Source organism: Pseudotabrizicola algicola (assembly GCF_010915705.1).
Taxonomy (GTDB): Bacteria; Pseudomonadota; Alphaproteobacteria; order Rhodobacterales; family Rhodobacteraceae; genus Pseudotabrizicola; species Pseudotabrizicola algicola.
In genome coordinates, this window is sequence record NZ_JAAIKE010000003.1 from 674570 (window position 1) to 694770 (window position 20201).

Below are 20201 nucleotides of genomic sequence, written 5' to 3' on the forward strand. Positions count from 1 at the left end.
CCCTTGGGCGGGCGGGCTGTCCCGCCTGCCGCCTGCGCGCGCGGCCGCAGTGCCGGAAGACCGCGCCGGAAGACCGCGCCGGAAGATCGCCCTGACAAGCCGCAGGATAAGCGGCAGGCGATACGAGACTTGACCCCGGCATTGGGCGGCGCTAGCGCAGCCCTGTGCCGGGCGGACTGCCCCGCAACAGCAGGGGGACAGTATGGCCGGTATGAGCCTTGACGTGCAGCGTGATCTGATCGCAACCGCCCATGCGCTGGCCGAGGCTGCGCGCGAGGCGACGCTTTTGCATTTCCGCAAGGCCGGATTGTCGGCCGACAGCAAGGAAGCGGCGCGGTTCGACCCTGTCACCGTGGCCGACCGGCTGGCCGAGGAGCGGATGCGGGCGATTCTGGCCGAGCGCCGCCCCGCAGATGGCATTCTGGGCGAGGAATACGGGGCCAAGGCGGGCACGACGGGGCTGACATGGGTGCTGGACCCGATCGACGGCACGCGCGGCTATCTGTCGGGCACCCCGACCTGGGGCGTTCTGATCTCGGTCGCCGATGCGGGCGGGCCGATCTACGGGCTGATCGACCAGCCCTTCATCCGCGAGCGGTTCGAGGGCGGCTTCGGCACCGCGCGGGTGGTGGGGCCATCGGGAGAGTTTCCGCTGGCCTGCCGCGCCGCGCGACCCTTGGCCGAGGCGATCCTGCTGTCGACCTTTCCCGAGGTGGGCACGGCGGCGGAGCATGCGGCGTTCCGGCGGGTTGCGGATAGCGTGCGGCTGGTGCGCTACGGGATGGATTGCTATGGCTACGCGCTTCTGGCGGCGGGGCAGGTGGATCTGGTGATCGAGGCGGGGCTTCAGGCCTATGACGTGCAGGCGCCGATCGCGGTGATCGAGGCAGCGGGCGGCGTGGTGACGAATTGGCAGGGGGGGCCGTGCCATCAGGGCGGGCAGGTGCTGGCGGCGGCCAATGCCGCGATCCATGCCGAGGCGCTGGCGCTGCTGAACGGGTGAAGGGGGGCTGTCTGCCCCCCTCGGCCTGCGGCCTCACCCCCCGAGGATATTTTCGAACAGATGAATGTGGCTTGCCGGGGGCCTTGTGGCCTTGGTAGGCTTCGGGCGTGGTGACCGAGTCCTTTCCCCTTCTGTCGGCCCGCCTCAGGTTCCACCGAAGGGGCGGAGGGACCTGTTTTGCGTGACATTCTGATAAAGCAAGCCGATGTCGTGGTGACGATGGATGCCGGGCGGCGCGAGCTGGCCGGGGCCGATGTGCTGTTGCGCGGCGGCGTGGTGGCCGCCGTGGGCGCCGGGCTGGAGACGCCGGAGGCCGAGGTGGTGCTGGCGCGCGGCTGCGTGGTGACGCCGGGGTTGGTGAACACGCATCACCACCTTTACCAGACGCTGACGCGGGCGGTGCCGGGGGGGCAGGATGCGCTGCTGTTCGGCTGGCTCAAGACGCTGTATCCGATCTGGGCGCGGTTCGGGCCGGAGGAGATGTTCATCTCGGCGCAGGTGGGCCTGGCGGAGCTGGCGCTGACCGGATGCAGCCTGTCGTCGGACCATCTGTATCTGTATCCGGGTGGGGCGCGGCTGGAGGATACCATTGCGGCGGCGGCGGAGGTGGGCTTGCGCTTTCACCCCACGCGCGGGGCGATGAGCATCGGCGAGTCGGAGGGCGGATTGCCGCCGGATGCGCTGGTGGAGCGGGAAGCGGCGATTCTGGAGGATATGATCCGTGTGGTGGATGCCTTCCACGACCCGCGCGAGGGCAGCATGTGCCGCGTGGGGCTGGCGCCCTGCTCGCCGTTTTCGGTGAGCCGCGACCTGATGCGCGAGGCGGCGCTGCTGGCGCGGGACAAGGGGGTGATGCTGCACACCCATCTGGCGGAGAACGCGGAGGATATCGCCTATTCGCTGGCGAAATTCGGGGTGCGGCCGGGGCAATATGCGGAAGATCTGGGCTGGACGGGGCCGGATGTGTGGCATGCGCATTGCGTGAAGCTGGATGCGGGGGAGATCGATCTGTTCGCGCGCACGCGCACGGGCGTGGCGCATTGCCCCTGTTCCAACTGCCGCCTCGGGTCGGGCATTGCGCCGGTGCGGGCGATGCGGGATGCGGGGGTGCCGGTGGGTCTGGGCGTGGACGGGTCGGCCAGCAATGATGCGGGCAATCTGGTGGGCGAGGCGCGGCAGGCGCTGTTGCTGCAGCGCGTCGCGCGGGGGGCCGATGCGATGAGCGCGCGCGAGGCGCTGGAGATCGCGACGCTGGGCGGGGCCGAGGTGCTGGGGCGCGGCGATTGCGGCCAGCTTGCGCCGGGCAAACGGGCGGATGTGGCGATCTGGGACGTTTCGGGGGTCGCGGCGGCGGGAGCGTGGGACCCGGTGGCGGCGCTGGTTCTGTGCGGGCCGGGGCGCGTGCGCGATCTGTTTGTCGAAGGGCGGCGGGTGGTTGCGGCGGGCGAGGTGGTTACGATAGACGTGGGCCGGGTCGTCGAGCGCCAGAACGCTCTGGCGCGCAAGCTGAGGGGCTGACATGGCACATGATTTCGAAGCGCAGCGGCGCGAGACCTTTGACAGTTTCGACGAGATGAGGAAGGGCGGGGCCACCTTGCCGCAGGTGTCGGTGGTGGAGTTCTACCTTTTGGCCGAGAGCGACGAGGCGAACTGGAAGGCCTGCGAGAAAGCCTTGCAGGCCAAGGGCTTTGCCACCGAGCGCGACCGGGAGGGTGACACCCTGATCGTCACCACCAAATCCGCCTTGCGCATTTCCCCCGAGGTGATCTGGGAGGAAGAGCGCAAGGTGAGCGAGATCGGCGTGGCCTATGATTTCCTGCCCGATGGCTGGGAATTCGGCTTTGACTGAGGGCCTCTAGCCGCCGTGGACCAGCGCCCCCGCGACATAGGTCGCGCGGATGGCGCGGTCATCGCCCATCATGATGGTGGGGAACAGCGCCTGCCAGATATCTTCGGCGCGGCGGGTGGCCTGTGCGATGGCGGGCGTCGAGGCGAGGTCGACCACCACGAGGTCGGCCTCCATCCCCGCCGCGATATTGCCGATCTGGTGGTCTGCGTGCAGGGCGCGGGCCGAGCCTGCGGTGGCGAGCCACCAGAGTTCGGAGGGGTGCAGGGCGCGGCCCTTGAGCTGTGCCACCTCATAGGCGGCGGCCATCGTGCGCAGCATGGAAAAGGACGAGCCGCCGCCGGTGTCGGTGGCAAGGCCGATGCGGTGGCCTGCGGCCTTGAGCCCGCCCATGTCAAACAGGCCAGAGCCGATGAAGGTGTTCGAGGTCGGGCAATGGATCAGGCCGGCATCCGTTTCGAGGATGCGGGATCTTTCACGCTCTTCCAGCCAGATGGCGTGGCCGAGGAGCGCCCCTTTGCCCAGAAGGCCGTGGCGTTCGTAGGTGTCGAGGTAGTCGCGCGCGGTGGGGAACAGGGTTTTGACCCAAGCGATTTCGTCGGTCTGTTCGCTGAGGTGGGTCTGCATCAGGCAATCCGGGTGTTCGGCCCAGAGCGCGCCCATCGCGGCGAGTTGCTCTTCGCTGGAGGTGGGGGAAAAGCGCGGCGTGATGACGTAGGAGGCGCGGCCCTGTGCGTGCCATTTGGCAAGGAGGCGCGCGGAGTCGTCATAGGCCGATTGCGCGGTGTCGCGCAGGCCCTCGGGCGCGTTGCGGTCCATGCAGGTCTTGCCGGCCCAGACGCGCTGGTTGCGCGTGGCGGCGGCTGTGAAGAAGGCGTCGACGCTTTCGGGGTGGATGGTGCAGTAGGAGCAGACAGAGGTGGTTCCGTTCGAAACTGTCAGGTCGAAATAGCGATTTGCCACGTCTTGCGCATAGGAAAGGTTCGAAAAGCGCATTTCCTCGGGGAAGGTGTAGCTGTTCAGCCAGTCGATCAGCCGCTTGCCCCATGAGGCGATGATGGCGGTTTGCGGGTAATGCACATGGGCATCGACAAAGCCCGCGCTGATGAGCGCGCTGCCGTAATCGGTGACGCGGGCGCGGGGGTGCTGGCGGCGCAGGGCTTCGGCGGAGCCGACCGCGACGATATGGCCGTTTTCGATGACCAGCGCCTCGTCGAGACGGGCGGCGCCGAGGCCCGCCGTGAACGGATCGGCGGTGAAGTGCAGCACTTGGCCCAAGAGCAGATCGGTGCCCGGCGAAAGATGTGTCATCGTTGTCCCCTTGTGATCTGGCCAGCCTATCGTCTTTTGCGCTTTGGGTAAATTTGGCGGATGCCCCCTGTTTGCTGGAAACAGCTTTCGCTAGTGTTGGGGTAATCAGGAAGGATCTGGCATGGCAAATACGACGCGCTTCGAAGCGAAGGAAGGTCTGGACCCAAGGCAGGTTGCGGTCATTTTGCAGGCCGTGGAAGCCGGAGATACGGCAGAGTTGACACGGCTGCTGGAGCCGATGCACGCCGCCGACGTGGCCGACCTTCTGGAGCAGATCAGCGCCGAGGAACGGCGGCAGCTTCTGGCGATGTGGTCGGGCGAGATCGACGGTGACATCCTGTCGGAAATCTCGGACGCCATCCGCGAAGAGGTGATCGAGGCGCTGCCGCCCGGCGTGGTTGCCGAGGCGATGCGGGAACTGGATACCGATGATGTGGTCGATATCCTCGAGGACCTGGAGGAGCCGGCGCAGGAGGCCATTCTTTCGACGCTGGACAGCGCGGACCGTCTGGCGGTGGAGCAGGCGCTGGCCTATCCGGAGTATTCCGCCGGACGCCTGATGCAGCGCGAGGTGGTGACCGCGCCGGAACATTGGACCGTGGGCGAGATGATTGACCATCTGCGCGCGGCGGAATGGCTGCCGGACCAGTTCTACCATGTGATTCTGGTCGATCCGCGGATGCGGCCCGTGTCTTATGTCACCTTGGGGCGGCTGCTGTCGTCGCGGCGGGATGTGGCGCTGAAGGCGATTGTGGAGGAGAGTTTCCGCACCATCACCGCCACGGACCCCGAGGCGGATGTGGCCTATCTGTTCAACCAGTATCACCTGATTTCCTGTGCCGTGGTGGATGAGCACGGGCGGCTGGTGGGCGTGATCACGATTGATGACGCGATGAACGTGCTGGATGAGGAGCATCAGGAAGACATGCTGCGTCTGGCCGGGGTGGATGACGAATCGAGCGTGCTCGATACGGCGGCGGAGACCGCGCGGCGGCGCCTCCCTTGGCTGATGGTCAATCTGGTGACGGCCTCGTTGTCGGCGGTGGTGATCTCGCGCTTCGAGGCAACGATCGAGGCGATTGTGGTTCTGGCCGCGCTGATGCCGATTGTGGCATCGACGGGGGGGATCGCGGGGACGCAATCGCTTGCCGTGGCGGTGCGGGCGCTGGCGACGCGCGATCTGACCGCGTCGAACGCGCGGCGGGTGGTCTGGCGCGAACTGGGAGCGGGGCTGCTGAACGGGCTGGGGCTTGCGCTTGTGCTGGGTCTGGCAGGGACGCTGCTGTTCGGCGACTGGCGGCTGGGGGTGGTCTTGTCTTCGGCGATGATGGTCAATCAGGTGGTGGCGGCGCTGGGCGGGGTGCTGGTGCCCTTGTCGCTGAACCGGATGGGGCTGGACCCGGCCTTGGCGTCGGGCACCTTCGTGACGACGCTGACCGATGTGATGGGGTTCTTTGCCTTCCTTGGCCTTGCCACGCTGGTGCTGTTGTGAGCGGGGAGGCAGAGCGGAAGGCGGCGACGCGTCAGGCGGCCTTTGCCGCGCGCAAGGCGGCATTCGCGGCAGGGCAGGGGCAGGCGGCGGAGTTGCTGGCGGATGTGCTGGCGGCAGAGCGGGGGCGGGTGCTGGCGGGCTATATGCCGATGCGGACCGAGATCGACCCGCTGCCCGCGATGGCGGCGCATCAGGGGCCGGTGGGGGTTCCGGTGATCATCGGTGCGGCGCAGCCCTTGCGGTTCCGCGAGTGGACGCCGGGATGCGCGCTGGAGACGGGGGCCTTTGGCGCGCAGATACCGGCCGAGGTCGCTTGGGTGGAGCCGGCGGTGCTGATCGTGCCGCTTCTGGCCTTTGACGCGCGCGGCTATCGGCTGGGCTATGGCGGCGGGTTTTATGACCGCACGCTGGAGGGTCTGCGGGCGCGGGGACCGGTGCTTGCCATCGGTTTTGCCTTTGCCGCGCAGGAGGTGGAGGTGGTGCCGATCGATGCCACCGACCAGCGGCTGGATATGATCGTGACCGAGCGCGAGGTGCGGCGGTTCTGATCTGGCGGCCCTGCGCCCTATGGGGCAGAGCTTTGGATCTTTCGCAAGAAATCGTTTACTTGGCGATTTTTTCTTCGCGCACGAACATGTTGCCCCAAGCGCGGTCGATCAGATCGGGGCGCATCTGGTAGGGGATGCCCTCGAACTCGCAGATGGCGATCATCTGGTCGATCAGGAAGGTAGGCTGGTAGTTGGCGAAGTTGTTCTGGATGGTCGGGTATTTGGTCTTGAGCATGTAGATCAGGCTCGCCTCGTCCAGCGGCATCTTCTTCTTGCGGGCGACCATCGCGAAGATTTTCAGGAACATCTCCTGATTGGGGCCATCGACCTTGATCTTGAAGAAGATACGCCGCAGGGCCGCGCCGTCGAAGATCTCGTTCGGGTGGAAGTTGGTGGAGAAGATCACCAGCGTATCGAACGGCACGGTGAACTTTTCGCCCGATTGCAGCGAGAGGATGTCGCGCGCCTCTTCCAAGGGCACGATCCAGCGGTTGACCAGTTTCTGCGGCGGTTCGGTCTGGCGGCCAAGGTCGTCGACGATGAAGATGCCACCCGAGGCCTTGAGTTGCAGCGGGGCCTGATAGGTGCGCGCGACGGGGTTGTATTTGAGGTCGAGCATGTCGAGCGTAAGCTCGCCCCCCGTAATCACGGTGGGGCGTTCGCAATAGACATAGCGGGTGTCGAAGCGGCCCGAGGTGCGGCGCAGCGAATTGGGATCGTCAAAGGATTCCTCGGCGGAGGAATGCACGATGGGGTCATAGACGGTGATGACCTGTCCCGAATATTCGATGGCGCGGGGGATATAGATCTTGTCGCCCATCGCGGCGCGGATGCCGTTCGAGATCGAGGATTTGCCGTTGCCGGGGGGGCCATACAGCAGGACGGAGCGGCCCGAGGTGATGGCGGGGCCAAGGTTGCCCAGAAGGTCGGGCGGCAGGATCAGATGGCCCATCGCGCCGACCAGCTGTTCGCGGGTCAGGCGGATGTTGCGCACCGACTGGCGCTTCATCTGTTCGGCGTAAGAGGCCAGCGGCACCGGCATGGCGCCGTAATATTCCGACTGCGACAGCGCATCGAGCGCGCGGGCCTTGCCACTGTCTGTCAGCTGGTAGCCCATTTCATTGCCCGAAGTGGCGTGCAGGGTGCCGGTCGCCTCGATCAGCTTTTGCGAGCGGGCGATGTCGATGAGTTCCTGCGTAAGCTGCGGCGAGAGCGCGACCACGCGGCTGATGTCGGACACAAGGTCCATGTTCATGCGGAACAGCGTCTTGAGCAGGATATCCCGCATCATCACCAGAGACAGGCCGGTGTCGGCCAGCGTCTTGGGCGTTGGCGGGGCAGTCACGCTGGGGGTGATCGGCATGTTCATGGAAAGGCACACTCGGGGTTAAGGGCGGGAAGGGGCGGTGCTTGGGTCACCCCCCTTTGGCCGGAAGCCTGCCCTAGAATGCGCCCGAAATTGTGAGCAAAAGATGGAAAATCAGTGTTCCGGCAAGGGCCAGACCCATCGGAAAGTCGTTGCTGGTCCAGCTGACCCAATCGGGCGTGGCGCGGCGGATCGCGCCGATGGAACGCGCGATGCGATGGGCGATGAAGGCCCCGATCAGGCAGGAGGCGGCGATGACAAACACAGTGCGCCAGTCGGCCCCGACGAAGAAGGGGGCCATCGCGGTGGCGAATTTTGCATCGCCGCCGCCGACAAGGCGCAGGGCATTGGCCACGAAGCCCACCACCAGCGTGATGGCGGCAAAGGCCCAGCCCCAGAGCCAGGAGTGGAGGGGCAGGCCGGTCAGGAACACGGCGGCCAGACCCACCACCAGCCAGACCGCCAGAAGGGCGATCATGGTCTTGTTGGGGATCTTCATCAGCTTCATGTCTGACCATGCCACCCAGCCGCCGATGAACAGGGCAAAGGGCAGAAAGGCCGTGGCTGCGCCGGGGGTCAGCGGGGCAAGGGTCGGAAATTCCATGCCTCAGGCCTCGAGTGCGGCCAGCGCGCGGGCGGCGGTTTCGAAGTGCTGCGGATGGGTGTCGACCGCTTCGCGCAAGAGTTGCTTGCCGGTGTTGACGTCGCCCTGCTTGATCGCGGTGAGCGCCATCGTGTAGAGCAGTTCGGCCTTTTCGGACTGGCTCATCTTGACGACGGGCAGTTCGTATTTGCGCTGCGCGCCGCGCGCCAGAACCAGATTGTTCTTGGTGGTGAACATTGTCGGGTCAAAGGTGAGCGCCTGCACGAACAACCGCTCGGCTCCGGCGGCATCGCCGCGCGTCAGCTTGGAAAAGCCCCAGTTGTTGAGCACGCCCGAGGGCTTGGTCGTCAGCCCTGCCGCGATTTCGTAGAAGCTGTCGGCCTTCTTCCAGTTTTTCTTGCTGTCGGCGATCATCGCCTCGAGCCGGTAGCGTTCGAAGGTTTCGTGCGTCGGCGGCACCTTGTTGAGTTCGGCCTCGGCCGCTGTCCATTCATTGGCGCGGATCAGCGCATCGGCTAGCGAGACGCGGTCTTCGTTGGTGACCTGCGGATGCGCGACAACCGAGCGCCAGACCGCAGCCGCCTCGGTGGGGCGGTTGGCCCGCACGAGCGATTTGGCAAGGCCGCGCCGCAGGTCGATGCGGTCGGGATTCTGCTCGGCGGTGCGCTGGAAGTAGGCGACGGCTTCTTCTGGATCGCCGACGGTGAGCATGATGTCGGACAGGTTCGACTCATCGATGACGTTCACGTCTTTCAACGCGCGTTGGACTTCGGCATCGGGGGATTTCTGACAGGCACTCAGGGCGACAGCGCCGGAAAGGCACAGTGCCGCAACGATCGGTCGGCGCATTATGCGTCCTCTTTGACTGCTCCGGCCCTTGGCCCGCGTTACAGTTCGGACAGCAACTCGTATGTACTGTAACCGCGCCGCACGAGGGTGAACCGTGATGTTTCCTCGGGCTCAGCATACACGGCATCCTGACTTTTTGCGATGGCGCGCATCAGGTTTTCGCGGATCATGTCCGTTTGGCCACTATCGGCGGCAAAGGCGCGCTGGAAGAAGATGCGCGCCTCGCCGTAATTGGCACGCTCCATCAGCACGACGCCGAGGTTGTTGAGGGCGGGGACGAAATTGGGGTCTTCCTTGACCGCATCGCGCAGCAGCTTTTCCGACTGGTTCAGGCGGCCAAGGTGCAAGTTGGCCGAGCCGAGGGCCGAGAGCACGTCGACGGTAAAGCCCTGTTCGCCCGCCGCGCGCAGATAGGCCTTGAGCGCCAGATCATATTCGGCGGCGGCCATCAGGCGGTGGCCGACGATGAGGCCGTCGACGGATTGTTCGCGCGGGTTGACGCCGAAGGGGGTTTCGCGCGGGCCGGAGGTGGCACCGAAAAGCCCGCCGCCGCCCGTGCTGTTACAGGCGGCGAGACAGAGTGTCAGGACCGGAAGCAGGCCGGTTTGAAAACGGAAAATCGGTATCTCAGCCTCCACCCCCCATGCCGCTGGCGAACTTCGCCAGCGAGGGCCCGATCAGGATAACCAGAAGCGGCGGCAGGGTGAAGAGCATTGTTCCCAAAGTCAGCTTGGTGGGAATGGTGTTGGCCTTTTCTTCGGCGCGCATGATGCGTTTGTCACGCATTTCGGCGGAATAGACGCGCAGCGCATCGGCGATCGAGGTGCCGAAGCTGGCGGACTGGATCAGCGTGGTCACAAAGGAGGTGATGTCGGGCAGGCCGACCCGTTCGGACAGGTCGCGCAGAACGGTCACGCGTTCCTTGCCGGCCTTGACCTCTTGCGCCACGGTTTCAAACTCCTCGGCCAAGGCGGGATAGCCGTTGCGGGCCTCGTTGCCGACGCGGATGATGGACTGGTCGAGCGATTGACCCGCCTCGACGCAGACCAGCATCATGTCCAGCGCGTCGGGAAAGCCTTCGGTGATCTGCTGCTGGCGTTCGCCGATGCGGCGCGTGACCCAGTAGACCGGGGCGTAATAGCCGATGGCGGCGGGCAGGATGGTATACATGATCATCGTCTGCGTCGTCATCTCGGTCTGGGTGGCCTTGAGCATGGCATAGAGCAGACCCAGCACCAGAATGCCCAAGCCGAGCGCGAATTGCGAGAAGTGGAACATGCGCACCGCGCCCTTGCCACGGTAGCCCGCGCGCAGGAGTTTGAGCTTGGTGGCCGAAAGCTCTTCGGCGCTTTTGGGTTCGAGATAGTTGGCGAAGCGTTCCAGCTTGTCGGCCTTGGACGGACCACCACGGCGCAGCCTTTCAACCGTGTCCACCTTGCCGGTGCGCAGGGCGCGGATGCCTTCCAGCGGGTCCTTCTGCTTTTTCAGCATCGAGGGCAGGGCGGCGGCGATCAGGACGATCCCGACAAAGCCAAGCGCCAGCAGCGGCCCCATCGGGCCGAGCAGATCGGTCAGCATCGTGTTGAATTGGTCAAGGAATTGCATGGCCTGCCTCAGACTTTGATCGTCGTCATGATTTTCATGTAGATGATGTTGATGGTCAGCATCACACCGACGAAGATACCGGCGGGCACGAACATGGGCGTGTCCTTGACCTCGTCATAGTAAAGCGGGTCGATCACGTTGATGGCGACAAGCGCGCCCAGCGGGAAGGCCGACAGGAACATCCCGGACCATTTCGCCTCGGCGGTGATGGCCTTGACGCGGCGGAACAGCTTGTAGCGGGCGCGCACCACCTTGCCCAGACCTTCGAGAATTTCGGCAAGGTTGCCGCCCGACTGCTGCTGGATCGCCACCGCGACCGCGAGAAAGCGCAGATCCTGGTTGTCCATGCGTTCGGCAAAGGCCTTGAGGCTGTCGGCCACGTTGCGGCCATAGGCGGCTTCGTCCGCGATCAGGCCGAATTCGGTGCCGAGCGGATCGGGAACCTCTTTCGCCACGATGCCGATGGCCGAGGCGAAGGGGTGGCCGACGCGCAGCGAGCGCACCATCAGTTCCACCGCTTCGGCCAGCTGGTCCTCCATCAGGCTGACGCGTTTCTTGGCCTTCTTGTTGACCCAGAAATAGACGCCGCCCACACCCATCACGAGGGCGATGGCGATGCGCACCGGAGTGTCGACGCCGGTGCCGACCGTCAGCCCGACGAAAGCGAAGGCGGAAACGAGCGCCATGATCCCGACAAGCTGGCGGGGAGAGAAGGCGATGTTGCCCTTTTGCGCCTTGTCGGCGAGCAGGGAATACAGCGGGATGCCGCGGGAGGCCATGTGCTGGCTCATCTCCTTGCGGAGTTGTTCCAGCACCTGTTCGCGGTTGCCGTTCTTCTGCATCAGCGCGAGGCGGCGGCTGATGCGGCTGTCCATGCTGATGGATTTGCCGAAAACGGTCAGGTAGAGGCCTTCGACCAGCACCACGACCGCGACGAAGATCATGATGTAGATCAGCGGTGCGGCTGAGATTTCCATGAGAGTGCCCCCTTAGACAATCGGCTCGTAGATGGATGCCGGCAGGTCATAGCCCCACTGGCGGAAGCGGTCGGAATAGGCCGAACGGATGCCGGTGGCGTTGAAACGCCCGATGATCTTGCCGTTCGGTTCGGTGCCAAGGCGTTCGTAGCGGAAGATTTCCTGCATCGAGATCACCTCGCCTTCCATGCCGGTGATTTCGGTGATCGAGGTCATCCGGCGCGAGCCGTCCTGCAGGCGGCTGGCCTGCACGATCAGGTTCACAGCCGAGGAGATCTGGCTGCGCATGGCCTTGATGGGCATTTCGATGCCCGACATGGCGATCATGTTTTCCAGACGGCTGATGCCATCGCGGGCCGAGTTGGCGTGGATGGTGGTCATCGACCCGTCATGGCCGGTGTTCATGGCCTGCAGCATGTCGATCACTTCCTCGCCGCGGGTTTCGCCGACGATGATGCGGTCGGGGCGCATCCGCAGCGCGTTGCGCAGGCAGTCGCGCTGGGTGACCGCGCCCTTGCCTTCGACGTTGGGCGGGCGGCTTTCCATGCGGCCCACATGGACCTGCTGCAGCTGGAGTTCGGCGGTGTCTTCGATGGTCAGGATGCGTTCGGAATTGTCGATGAACGAGGACAGCGCGTTGAGCGTGGTGGTTTTCCCCGAACCCGTGCCGCCCGAGACGATGACGTTGAGGCGGGTGGCGACGGCGGCCTGAAGATAGGCGGCCATTTCCTCGGTGAAGGCGCCGAAGCGGACCAGATCGGAGATGCCGAGCTTTTCCTTCTTGAATTTCCGGATCGACACCAGCGAGCCGTCGACGGCGACGGGGGGCACCATGCAGTTGAAGCGCGAGCCGTCGGCAAGGCGGGCGTCGCAATAGGGGTTGGATTCATCGACGCGGCGGCCCACGGCGGACACGATCTTGTCGATGATGCGCAAGAGGTGGCGTTCATCCTTGAAGGTGATGTCGGTCAGCGTCAGCTTGCCCGCGCGTTCGACAAAGATGCGCTTGGGGCCGTTCACCAGAATGTCGTTGACGGTGTCATCTTTCAGCAAGGCTTCGAGCGGGCCGAGGCCCATGACTTCGTCATAGAGTTCCTGATGCAGGATCTGGCGGTCTTGCGCGTTCAGCGCCACGCTCATCTCGTCGAGCGCTTCGGCGGTGATCGAGGCGATTTCCTGTTTCAGGCTGGCTTCGGAGGCCTTTTCCAGCGCGGCAAGATTGAGGTTGTCGAGCAGGCGCTTGTGAAGCTCGACCTTGAGCTCCATCAGCTTGTCCTTGCGCTTCTTCTCCTTGTCCGCCGCCATTGCCTCGGCGGGGGATTTCGGCAGCGGGGTGGTGGGGTTGGGGCGGCTTGTCACCGCCACCGGCTTCGGCGCTGCCGCCGCGAGAGGGGCCACCGGACCGGATGAGGTAACGGGTTTCAGCCCGGACGCTGCCGGGCCTGCTTCGGGTTTCTTGAATCGCGAAAACATCGTGCTTCCCTCTTGGCCAGATCAGGCCTTGCCAGTCTCCACGCCCCGGTTCAGGTCGTGTAGCGATTTTGCGAGTTTCTGGATTTCCTTGCGCAGCGGGTTTTTCGCCGAGGTTTCGGCGAGCGGCAGGCCGTGGTCATTGGCCTGCGTGACCTGACTGCTGCCATCGGGCAGTTGCACTTCGATGGCGATATCAAGGCTTTCGGCCATGCGCTTGACGCGGCTTTTGCCGGACAGATCGGTGAACTTGGGCGCGCGGTTCAGCACATAGCGCAGTTTTTCATGGGGCAGAGCCTCGGCCTTGAGCGCGCGGATCAGGCGCAGGATGTTCTGGGCCGAACGCAGGTCCAGTTCCAGAAGCGCGAAATAGACATGCGCGCGGGTCAGCACGGCTTCGGTCCAGGCCACGATGGTCTTGGGCATGTCGATGATGACGTAATCGAAGTTTGCCGCCGCCATGTCGATGATGCGGCCGATATCCTCGGGGCCGAGGATATCGAGCGGCAGCATGTCGGCGGGCGCAGTGAAGACATGCAGGCGGTCGTTGAAGGTGAGCATGGCCTGAAGGAAGCTGTCACTGTCGATGGTGGCGGTTTCGGACAGCACCTCGAACACGATTTCCTTGCGCGGCAGATCCAGATAGGTGGCCGCCGAGCCATATTGGAAATCGAGGTCGAGCAGGCAGACGCGCGGCGCATCGGTTTTCGAGATGGTCGCCAGTTCCCATGCCAGATTGACGGCGAAGGTCGAGGCACCTGTGCCGCCCGCCAGACCATGCACGGGCAGGACCACGCCTTCACGGTCGCCCTTGGCCTTGAAGGCGGGGGTGGCGGTGGCCTCTTCGGGGATCTGCGGCTGTTGCATCACCACCGGAGCGGGGGCAGGCGCACGCAGCCGTTCGATGGCTTCGTCCAGCGCGCCCTCGGGCAGGGGGTATGGCACGAAATCATCCGCGCCGAGACGCAGCAGCTGATGCAGCACGATGGGGCTGAGGTGATGGGCGATCAGCACCACCTTGATGCCGCTGGCCTTGGCCGCGCGCACGATTTCCGCGATGCGGGCAATGTCGGCCTCATCCTCGGCATCGACGGCGATGGCGACAAACTCGAGCGCGGCGGCCTCGGGCTGCGCCATGAAGACGAGGGCATCGTCAAAGGACAGATCGCCCCAGCTTTCGCCAAGGGCGTTTTCCATGTCGTCGATGAGCAGTTCGAAATTCTGCACATCCCGCGAGATGGTGCAGGCCTTGATCGGTGCAGGATCAGGTTGAAGTGTTGCCACGCTCGTCATCTCGCCCCTTGTCCTTCCAGAAGACGAATCACGAGGCCCAATATTGGCGAAACGCCGACATCATCGAAAAACGTGCCCCGGATTCGTGCGGGACTGCCCCCGCGACTGTTTCCATTGCGGCTAGGAATGCTGGGAAATGGTGGCAGGATTGGGGCTAAAAGATCGTGAATCTTTGGTATTTGGGCGCGCCGTCGATGCCGGGTCAGGGGAATCGCCCCTCGGGCATGGGAAAGGGGGCAGGTTTCCTGCCCCCTTTTTTGAAAACAATCCGCGTCGGCGCGCCTTAGTTGGCCGGGTTGACCTGCGAGGTCGGCGGCGCGCTGGTGGGATGCGGCGGCACGGCGCCCGCCACATATTCACGGAAGATCACTTCGGCATATTTCCCGTTGAGCGGCGCGCCACGGCCCCGGTGGAAGCCCGCCACTTCGGTGACGGTGCGGCGGTTCGCCTCTTCGGGGCCTTGGGTGGCCACCACGGGGCGGGTTTTGCCATAGGACACAAGCGCCTCGAGCCGGCTGGGGCTGATGCCCTGGCTGGCGAAGAAGGCCACCACGGCCTGCGCCCGCCGCTTGCCAAGCGCCTGATTGTAGGCGTTGGAGCCGACCAGATCGGTATGGCCATAGACCGAGAAGCGCAGTTCGGGGAACTGTCTGATCCAGTTGGCCTGCTGGGCGAGGACGCGGCGTGCCTCGGGGGTCAGGGTGGCGCTGTTGAAGGCGAAGGTGACCGTGCTTGGCACCTCGGCGCGGAAGCGGGTGTTGAGCTGATGGGTGGCGTTCAATTCGCCGGACATCAGGCCCGCGTTGTTCTGGGTCGCGCTGCCCGTGATGTTGCCGTCAAGCTCTGCGCCCAAGGGCTGGTCGAAGCCAGACGAAGAGGTACAGGCGGCAAGCCCAACGGCGAGGGCGAGGGTCAGCAAGGCTGTGGATGGTTTGAGCATGGGTCTTACTCCATCACATAGCCGTAGGAGGTGCTGAAATCCTGCCGCGCCACTTCACCCGCAGCCCCGCGCGGCGGGTTGGCGACGATGCCGTTGAGGAAGAATTCACGTTCCGTCGGCAGGCGCACGCGGTCTGTCGGCAGGGCATAGACATCGCCGCGCGTGGGCGTCACGAGATGCGGCGTGATGATGATGACCAGTTCGGACTGGTTGCGCTGATAATCCGACGAGCGGAACAGCGAGCCGAGGATCGGCACATCGCCGATCCACGGCAACTGGTTGTTCAGGTTGCGGAAATCGTCTTGCAAGAGGCCCGCCACCGCAAAACTTTCGCCATCGCGCATCTCGACCGTGGTGGAGGTTTCGCGGCGTTTGAAGGCGTTGATCGAGAAGCCGCCGGATTCGATGGTGATCGTGGTGTCGATCGACGACACGGCGGCGTTGAGTTGCAGGTTGATGATGTCGCCATCCACCACGGTGGGGGTGAAGTTCAGTTCCACGCCGAAGGGTTTGTAGTCGATCACCACGCCATCGGTGGTCAGCACCGGAATGGGGTATTCGCCGCCGCCGAGAAAGCGCGCCTCTTGCCCCGAGAGGGCGGTCAGGTTGGGTTCGGCCAGCGTGCGCACGACGCCCTTGGATTCGAGTGCTTCCAGCAGCACGGCGAATTGCACCGAGCCTGCGGTGAAGCCAAGGCCGAGCGCGCCGCGCGTGCCGGGGGCCGAGGTGATCGGGTTGCCGATCCCGTTGTTGCCCGCAAGCCAGGTGCCGGTTTCGCCGGAAATGCCGATCTTGTTGCCGCCCTGCGCGGCCAGCGAGACGCCAAGGTTCTTGGCGACCGAGCGCTGCATTTCGGCAAAGCGGACCTTGAGCATCACCTGCTGGGTGCCGCCCACGCTCATCAGGTTGGAGACGCGTTCGGGCGCGTAGCGGTTGGCCAGATCCAGCGCGCGGTCGAGTTTGGCGGTAGAGGAGACGACGCCCGACAGAACGATGCCGTCATTGGCGGTGCGCACCTCGATCGGCTCGCCCGGCAGGATCTGTTGCAGGCGTTCCTTGAATTCGGCGATGTCGGGGGTGACATGCACATCGACGTTCGAGATCAGCCGCCCGTCAGGCGCAAGCAGGGTGAGCGTGGTGCGCCCCGGCGTCTTGCCCAAGACATAGATCGAACGGTCGGACAAGGTGGAAATATCGGCGATGCCGGGGTTGGCGATCGAGAGTTCGGCGAAAGGTGTGTCACTTTCGACCACGACAGCGCGGTTCATCGGAACCGCGAGCGGTGCCGAAACAGACCCCCGCATCACCCGCAGCGTTTCTGCGGAAGCGACGCCCGTCAGGCCCGTCGTGGCCAAGGCCGCAGCCATCAGGCCCGCCTTGAGGAAGATGTTCATGCTCATGTGACCTGCCCTTTCGATCACGCCTCTTTCCGGGTCTTGTCGCCCGCAATTGGAACGAAGATGCCTGCAACGGCCTTTTTTTGCAACAATCAAACGCTTATTCGGCAAAGCTGATGTGGATAAGATACAACACCCGCAACAGGTCGCAGAAAGCAAAGGGGCGGCCACCAGATAAGGTGCCGCCCGTGCACGTTTGCCTGCGTCAGTTGGTGCAGGGGATCGGCACCTCGACGCGTTCGCTGCCGTTGCGCTGGATGATGGTGCAGACTTTTTCTGCCTCGACCTGCGCGACTTCCTCTTTCTTGATGTCGAAGAGGACGGTCTTGTCCATTTCGATGGTCGCGGTGACCGTGTCATCGCCCGATCCGACGAGCGAGAGCGCGAGGCGTCCGGTGGTCTGGGCAAGCGCGAGGCGCGCCACCTGTTCGGGGGTTGCGGCCACGGTCACGGTGCGGGCAACCATGGCGCCCGCCATCGCATCGGCCTGCTGGTCCACCGCGATGACGCGGGTCGAGCTTTCGATCAGGCGGGTGACCTCGCCGCCGGTGCCGTCGATGGTGCCGGTCCAGTAGACATCGACCCGGTCGCCCGGCTGCACAAAGCCCGACACGCCCGAGGCGACATCGACCTTGATGGCAAAGGCGCGCATGCCTTTGGCGATCTGGCCGGTCAGGCCCGCGGACTGGCCCGGCTCGGTGACCTTGGAGGCGAGGACGGGCTCGAACTTGTCCATCTGGCGCAGGATGTAGCGGGCGTTCTGGGTTCCGGCGGGGAACAGCACCTTTTCATCGGCGAAAACGCCTTCGGGAAGCGAGTTTTTCGGCCAGTAGACCAGTTGCACATCTTCGGGCTTGAGCTGGTCGCCGTAATTCTTGGTGTTTTTGAGAACGTAGATCTGGACGATGGGGCCGACACGTTCGCGCAGCTGGCGCTCTTGCTCCAGCTGGGATTGCGTCTGGCCGATGTAACCCTTTGCCAAATAAACTGCGGTGCCGGCAAGGGCGATGCCAGCCACGAGCACAAGTCCGAACATACCACGCATCTTGCTACCCTTTTGCCTGAGCCGAGCCGCCTGAGTGCGGCCGGCTCGTTGCCACACCCGTCAGTCGCGGGAGGTGGCTTCCTGAATATCCTGGTTGATCGACACAGCGGCGGCGCGGAAATGCTCTTCGGTGATGACGGTGAAGAGCCAGATCGCCAGTCCGACGGTCGATGCGGTCAGCACGACCCAATCCACGGTGACCGCGCCATCTTCGCAGTCCCGGAAGCGCTTGACGTTGAAGAACGAGCCGAGGGTGCGATTGGACATCGCCGACACTCCGTTGGGTAAAGCGCGCCGGGGCCAAGAGCCGGTCAGGGCGCGAAAGGTTAAGGCACCAAGATCGGCAAGGCGCGTGAAGCGCACTCGCCAGACAAGAAGGGGGCGCGGACCGTGTCCCGGCCCGCGCCCGCCAATCAAGTTGGGCAACGGAAGGTTGCCGGACCTTATCAGTTGCCGTTACGGCCCAGTTCGGTTGCGGCGGCGAGGTCCGAAGCGATGGTGGTGCCGGCGTTGCGGATTTCCGGGGTCACAGCCTGGATAACGATCAGGCCCAGGCCCACAACAGCTGCGGTCAGAACGACCCAGTCAACGGTCACAGCGCCGGATTCGTCGTTCTTGAAGTTCTTGAAGATGTTCAGGAGGGTCATGGTATTTCTCTCTTTCACTGTTGCTTTGGTTTTTCCAACCGCTCGGCGTCTTTTCGGTCTGGCCTCTGTTCCGTTCCGTCTTCCGTTCGGTATGAGCATGTTTTCACCCGACACGGTGGCAACATCTGGGCGCAGATCGGGTGTTTTTCGGACCGATGAAGATTTTCCGAAGAAACTTGCAACCAATTGAAATGTTAAGTTTTTATCTTTCGGATGGGCGCCGGGTCGCACAGGGATGGGGCCGAGGGGCCGCCAATTGCGGCAAATTCGCCAGAATTGGCAGCCGTTTTTCCGCCCGGATGGTCTGAATCGCAGATTCGTGCGAGGATCGGGGGAACAAAAACAACGGACAGGCATCGAGCAGCGATGCGATTCATGGCAGGACTATTGATCGCGGGCCTTGGTCTCGCGCCCGTTGCGGGCGCGGCGCAAGGCCTGTCGGGAGAGCGTGACTTCTCCTTCAAGCGGGTGAAGGTGGGCGAATCGGCGGGCAAACGCCGGATCGTGCAGATCGACCCCGAGGAACAGGCGCGTCTGCTGGCGCTGGCGCCCAAGGTGAAACCGCGCGAGCCGACGCCGGAGCCCGATGCGGTGACGGCTGTGGCCGGTGCGGTGGCACCGCCGGGGGCGCTGACGCAGGTGGCCCCGAAGTCTTCCAGCTATGACTGGTTCTGGCAGACAGTGCCGACCAGCCGCAGCGCGGTGGCAGATCGCTTTCCGCTGGCGATGGCGACCCTGTCGAAAGGGCCGAAGGGCAGCGCGGTGGCCGCGCCGCGCCTGCAGCACATGCAGGGCATCGCGGAGAAATACGGCAAGCATATTCTGGCCGCCACCATCGGCACCGATGTTTCGCCCGCGCTGGTGCTGGCGGTGATCGGGGTGGAAAGCGCCGGACGGGCCGATGCGGTGTCGCATGCGGGGGCGCAGGGGTTGATGCAGCTGATCCCCGCGACCGCGACGCGCTTTGGCGTGGCCGATGCGAAGGATCCGGCGCAGAACATCAAGGGCGGGGTGGCATACCTTGACTGGCTGCTGAAAGAGTTCAACCGCGACCCGCTGATGGTGCTGGCCGCCTATAACGCGGGCGAGGGCGCGGTGCGGGCCAATGACGGGGTGCCGCCCTATGCCGAGACGCGCGACTATGTGCCCAAGGTGCTGGCGGCGTGGCAAGTGTCGCAAGGGCTGTGCCTGACGCCGCCGGAACTGGTGACTGACCCTTGCGTGTTCAAGGTGATTTCGGCGGGCGGCTGAAAAGGCCGGCGGCGGTGCCTGCGGCGGCTGTGGCAAGGGGGGCTGTCTGCCCCCCTCGTCGCGGCGCTCCTCACCCCCCGAGGATATTTTCAGACAGAAAATGGGCGGTCAGGTTGCAAAGACATCGGCCCATTCGGGGTGTTTCTTGCGGATCGCGTTTACGAAAGGGCAGAGCGGCACGATCTTTATGCCGCGCGCGCGGGCGTCGTAGACCATGAAATGCACCAGCGTCACCGCGACCCCGGTGCCGCGCAGGGCCTCGGGGACATGGGTGTGATCGGCGATCATCAGGGTCGGGGTGGTGAACGAGACGGTGAGTTCCGCCTCGTGCCCGTCTTTTGACAGCACATAGCGGCCCTTGCCACCGCTGGTTTCGCTGCGGATGGCGGGGTCAGTTGACAAGGGTCGCCTCTGTGGCGGCGCGGAGTTCGGCCTCGGTGACGCCATCGGCGAGTTCGACGAGTTTGAGGCCGCCCGGGACCACGTCGAGCACGCCGAGGTTGGTGATGATGCGGTCGACCACGCCCTTGCCGGTGAGGGGCAGGGTGCAGGCGCGC

At 64.5% G+C, this 20201-nt stretch carries 20 protein-coding genes and 2 pseudogenes; 6 read left to right on the forward strand and 16 right to left on the reverse strand.

Features of this window, described 5'->3' with window-relative positions:
- The first annotated feature begins 202 nt into the window (after window positions 1-202).
- The 3 genes from G3572_RS12940 (at window position 203) to G3572_RS12950 (ending at window position 2852) form a co-directional block, all read left to right on the forward strand.
- Complete coding sequence (locus G3572_RS12940; RefSeq protein ID WP_164612450.1) at window positions 203-1003, forward strand: inositol monophosphatase family protein; 801 nt, start codon at window positions 203-205, stop codon at window positions 1001-1003.
- 177 nt (window positions 1004-1180) lie between these two features.
- Window positions 1181-2521, forward strand: a complete 1341-nt coding sequence (locus G3572_RS12945) for an 8-oxoguanine deaminase (RefSeq protein ID WP_164612452.1) — start codon at window positions 1181-1183, stop codon at window positions 2519-2521.
- A gap of 1 nt (window position 2522) precedes the next feature.
- Window positions 2523-2852, forward strand: a complete 330-nt coding sequence (locus G3572_RS12950; RefSeq protein WP_164612454.1) for a ribonuclease E inhibitor RraB — start codon at window positions 2523-2525, stop codon at window positions 2850-2852.
- Between the two features lie 6 nt (window positions 2853-2858).
- Here G3572_RS12950 and guaD read toward each other — a convergent pair whose 3' ends face one another.
- Complete coding sequence (gene guaD, locus G3572_RS12955; RefSeq protein WP_164612456.1) at window positions 2859-4160, reverse strand: guanine deaminase; 1302 nt, start codon at window positions 4158-4160, stop codon at window positions 2859-2861.
- Between the two features lie 121 nt (window positions 4161-4281).
- On the opposite strand from guaD, the gene mgtE reads away from it, so the two are divergent.
- Window positions 4282-5652, forward strand: coding sequence for a magnesium transporter (gene mgtE, locus G3572_RS12960; protein ID WP_164612458.1), 1371 nt, complete (start codon window positions 4282-4284; stop codon window positions 5650-5652).
- Window positions 5649-6200, forward strand: a complete 552-nt coding sequence (locus G3572_RS12965; protein WP_164612460.1) for a 5-formyltetrahydrofolate cyclo-ligase — start codon at window positions 5649-5651, stop codon at window positions 6198-6200. The genes mgtE and G3572_RS12965 overlap by 4 nt, the downstream gene beginning before the upstream one ends.
- 55 nt (window positions 6201-6255) lie before the next feature.
- Here G3572_RS12965 and G3572_RS12970 read toward each other — a convergent pair whose 3' ends face one another.
- The 13 genes and pseudogenes from G3572_RS12970 to G3572_RS13030 all read right to left on the reverse strand — a co-directional run bounded on the left by G3572_RS12970 (window position 6256) and on the right by G3572_RS13030 (window position 18393).
- Complete coding sequence (locus tag G3572_RS12970; protein WP_435530978.1) at window positions 6256-7569, reverse strand: DUF8689 domain-containing protein; 1314 nt, start codon at window positions 7567-7569, stop codon at window positions 6256-6258.
- 73 nt (window positions 7570-7642) lie between these two features.
- Window positions 7643-8134, reverse strand: a pseudogene (locus tag G3572_RS12975) (prepilin peptidase); the annotation flags it as partial.
- A 39-nt stretch (window positions 8135-8173) separates the two neighbouring features.
- Entirely contained in the window at window positions 8174-9019 is an 846-nt protein-coding gene (locus G3572_RS12980; protein WP_164612464.1) for a tetratricopeptide repeat protein, read from the reverse strand.
- 38 nt (window positions 9020-9057) lie between these two features.
- Entirely contained in the window at window positions 9058-9657 is a 600-nt protein-coding gene (locus tag G3572_RS12985; protein ID WP_354004028.1) for a tetratricopeptide repeat protein, read from the reverse strand.
- Window positions 9647-10624 carry a type II secretion system F family protein gene (locus G3572_RS12990; RefSeq protein WP_164612466.1) on the reverse strand — a complete coding sequence of 326 codons (978 nt, stop codon included), beginning with the start codon at window positions 10622-10624 and terminating at the stop codon, window positions 9647-9649. Before G3572_RS12990 ends, G3572_RS12985 begins: the two co-directional genes overlap by 11 nt.
- A gap of 8 nt (window positions 10625-10632) precedes the next feature.
- Complete coding sequence (locus G3572_RS12995) at window positions 10633-11601, reverse strand: type II secretion system F family protein (protein WP_164612468.1); 969 nt, start codon at window positions 11599-11601, stop codon at window positions 10633-10635.
- Window positions 11602-11613: 12 nt separating this feature from the next.
- On the reverse strand, window positions 11614-13074 hold the full coding sequence (locus G3572_RS13000; protein WP_164612470.1) for a TadA family conjugal transfer-associated ATPase: 1461 nt from the start codon (window positions 13072-13074) through the stop codon (window positions 11614-11616).
- 21 nt (window positions 13075-13095) lie between these two features.
- A complete protein-coding gene (locus G3572_RS13005; protein WP_164612472.1) occupies window positions 13096-14364 on the reverse strand; it encodes a CpaE/TadZ family protein in 1269 nt (422 codons plus the stop codon).
- Window positions 14365-14647: 283 nt separating this feature from the next.
- Window positions 14648-15304, reverse strand: coding sequence for an OmpA family protein (locus tag G3572_RS13010; RefSeq protein ID WP_164612474.1), 657 nt, complete (start codon window positions 15302-15304; stop codon window positions 14648-14650).
- Window positions 15305-15309: 5 nt separating this feature from the next.
- Window positions 15310-16704 (reverse strand): type II and III secretion system protein family protein, encoded by a 1395-nt coding sequence (locus G3572_RS13015; protein ID WP_164612476.1) that lies wholly within the window; start codon window positions 16702-16704, stop codon window positions 15310-15312.
- Between the two features lie 202 nt (window positions 16705-16906).
- Complete coding sequence (gene cpaB / locus G3572_RS13020) at window positions 16907-17746, reverse strand: Flp pilus assembly protein CpaB (RefSeq protein WP_164612478.1); 840 nt, start codon at window positions 17744-17746, stop codon at window positions 16907-16909.
- Between the two features lie 60 nt (window positions 17747-17806).
- Window positions 17807-18013, reverse strand: coding sequence for a pilus assembly protein (locus tag G3572_RS13025; RefSeq protein ID WP_164612480.1), 207 nt, complete (start codon window positions 18011-18013; stop codon window positions 17807-17809).
- Between the two features lie 179 nt (window positions 18014-18192).
- Window positions 18193-18393, reverse strand: coding sequence for a Flp family type IVb pilin (locus tag G3572_RS13030; protein ID WP_164612482.1), 201 nt, complete (start codon window positions 18391-18393; stop codon window positions 18193-18195).
- 366 nt (window positions 18394-18759) lie between these two features.
- Here G3572_RS13030 and G3572_RS13035 point away from each other — a divergent pair, with 366 nt between their 5' ends.
- On the forward strand, window positions 18760-19644 hold the full coding sequence (locus G3572_RS13035) for a lytic transglycosylase domain-containing protein (RefSeq protein WP_164612484.1): 885 nt from the start codon (window positions 18760-18762) through the stop codon (window positions 19642-19644).
- A 108-nt stretch (window positions 19645-19752) separates the two neighbouring features.
- On the opposite strand, the gene G3572_RS13040 is transcribed toward G3572_RS13035, so the two are convergent.
- Entirely contained in the window at window positions 19753-20046 is a 294-nt protein-coding gene (locus tag G3572_RS13040; RefSeq protein ID WP_240335521.1) for a GNAT family N-acetyltransferase, read from the reverse strand.
- A pseudogene (locus G3572_RS13045) lies at window positions 20036-20201 on the reverse strand (succinyl-CoA--3-ketoacid-CoA transferase); the annotation flags it as partial. The pseudogene G3572_RS13045 and the gene G3572_RS13040, both read right to left, overlap by 11 nt.

Bases quoted from the DNA above. Each gene is read 5' to 3' on its own strand.
- G3572_RS12940 (WP_164612450.1), top strand. From the start codon at position 203: ATGGCCGGTATGAGCCTTGACGTGCAGCGTGATCTGATCGCAACCGCC.
- G3572_RS12950 (WP_164612454.1), top strand. From the start codon at position 2,523: ATGGCACATGATTTCGAAGCGCAGCGGCGCGAGACCTTTGACAGTTTC.
- guaD (WP_164612456.1), bottom strand. From the start codon at position 4,160: ATGACACATCTTTCGCCGGGCACCGATCTGCTCTTGGGCCAAGTGCTG.
- mgtE (WP_164612458.1), top strand. From the start codon at position 4,282: ATGGCAAATACGACGCGCTTCGAAGCGAAGGAAGGTCTGGACCCAAGG.
- G3572_RS12970 (WP_435530978.1), bottom strand. From the start codon at position 7,569: ATGAACATGCCGATCACCCCCAGCGTGACTGCCCCGCCAACGCCCAAG.
- G3572_RS12980 (WP_164612464.1), bottom strand. From the start codon at position 9,019: ATGCGCCGACCGATCGTTGCGGCACTGTGCCTTTCCGGCGCTGTCGCC.
- G3572_RS12990 (WP_164612466.1), bottom strand. From the start codon at position 10,624: ATGCAATTCCTTGACCAATTCAACACGATGCTGACCGATCTGCTCGGC.
- G3572_RS12995 (WP_164612468.1), bottom strand. From the start codon at position 11,601: ATGGAAATCTCAGCCGCACCGCTGATCTACATCATGATCTTCGTCGCG.
- G3572_RS13000 (WP_164612470.1), bottom strand. From the start codon at position 13,074: ATGTTTTCGCGATTCAAGAAACCCGAAGCAGGCCCGGCAGCGTCCGGG.
- G3572_RS13005 (WP_164612472.1), bottom strand. From the start codon at position 14,364: ATGACGAGCGTGGCAACACTTCAACCTGATCCTGCACCGATCAAGGCC.
- G3572_RS13010 (WP_164612474.1), bottom strand. From the start codon at position 15,304: ATGCTCAAACCATCCACAGCCTTGCTGACCCTCGCCCTCGCCGTTGGG.
- G3572_RS13015 (WP_164612476.1), bottom strand. From the start codon at position 16,704: ATGAGCATGAACATCTTCCTCAAGGCGGGCCTGATGGCTGCGGCCTTG.
- cpaB (WP_164612478.1), bottom strand. From the start codon at position 17,746: ATGCGTGGTATGTTCGGACTTGTGCTCGTGGCTGGCATCGCCCTTGCC.
- G3572_RS13025 (WP_164612480.1), bottom strand. From the start codon at position 18,013: ATGTCCAATCGCACCCTCGGCTCGTTCTTCAACGTCAAGCGCTTCCGG.
- G3572_RS13030 (WP_164612482.1), bottom strand. From the start codon at position 18,393: ATGACCCTCCTGAACATCTTCAAGAACTTCAAGAACGACGAATCCGGC.
- G3572_RS13035 (WP_164612484.1), top strand. From the start codon at position 18,760: ATGCGATTCATGGCAGGACTATTGATCGCGGGCCTTGGTCTCGCGCCC.